1 protein-coding gene and 1 pseudogene are annotated in these 1031 nt (G+C 36.5%); one reads left to right on the top strand and one right to left on the bottom strand.

The window, feature by feature from the left end; genetic code table 11:
• Window positions 1–303: pseudogene (locus tag AC30RD_RS09940) on the bottom strand (hypothetical protein); the annotation flags it as partial.
• An 86-nt stretch (window positions 304–389) separates the two neighbouring features.
• Between AC30RD_RS09940 and AC30RD_RS09935 the strand changes: the two are divergent.
• On the top strand, window positions 390–1028 hold the full coding sequence (locus tag AC30RD_RS09935) for a DUF3786 domain-containing protein (protein ID WP_489494412.1): 639 nt from the start codon (window positions 390–392) through the stop codon (window positions 1026–1028).
• The last annotated feature ends 3 nt before the right edge of the window (window positions 1029–1031 follow it).

The raw sequence follows: 1031 nt of genomic DNA, 5'->3' as shown, positions 1-1031 counted from the left end.
TCTGGCTATATTTATCTCACTTCCTATTGCAAATGCCCTTGTCATGCTACTCATAGCAATAAGCCCTGGTATAAGAAATTCTGTATACGTATGACCATGAATACTTACAGATTTTCCCATGGCATATCCAAAGGCTATAAGATAGAGTAGAGGAGACACAGACATGGATGCAATCATTTTTATAAATCTTCTTTTTAGTATTAAAAGCTCTCTGTAATATACGGCTATAAATCCATACATAGTTTTGAAAAATACCAGTAAGCAAAAAAATAGACAAGACAGAAAATTCCTTAAAATTGACACCATACAGCTTTAATGCTAACGTAGCATTAAAATTCAATATGCTTAGGGCAAAAAGATAAGTAATAAGCATAGGGGAGATTGCCAATATGGCAAGAATAGAGGATTATAAAAACGCAGCAGAGATCGCAAGAAAAGAGCTTGTTAGCAAGAACCCAAAAAGGCTTGCTTCTGTGTGTGGAGCAATATTTAATGCTGAATCAGCAGACAATATTACTTTAGAACTCATCTTTTTAAATAAGGGCCTCATAATAACATGGCCTGAACTCAGGATATTTTATAAGGAGACCCAAAAAGAGCTTCCTATTCAGGAACAGGTGCTTTTGCTTCATTACATGCAAGGCTGTTTAAATGGAGCAGAAATAACAGGGGAGTGGATCTCATATCAAGATGTGCCAGATGGTAGATTCTATATGGACGCTTTTATAAGAAGGGCAAAACTTCCTATGCTTAAAGTATTTGGAGAAAAACCAGAGCTTTTAGTAAAGCTTGCAAAAGAGCTATACAATGCATCTACCTTTGATAAAGGAGACTTTTCCGTAACCTTTAGGCCTCTTCCCTATGTGCCCATTGTGCTTCTTATTTGGAAGGGAGATGAAGAGTTTCCTCCAGAAGGAAATATCTTGTTTGATAAAGGGATAAGCAAGATCCTCTCTGCAGAAGATATTGCTTGGCTTTCTGGAATGGTGGTATATCCCCTTATAGGAAAAGCAAGAGAAAATAGTTAAACA

It is taken from the genome of Nitrosophilus sp. (assembly GCF_982775275.1).
This window is presented reverse-complemented; position numbering and strand designations above follow the sequence as displayed.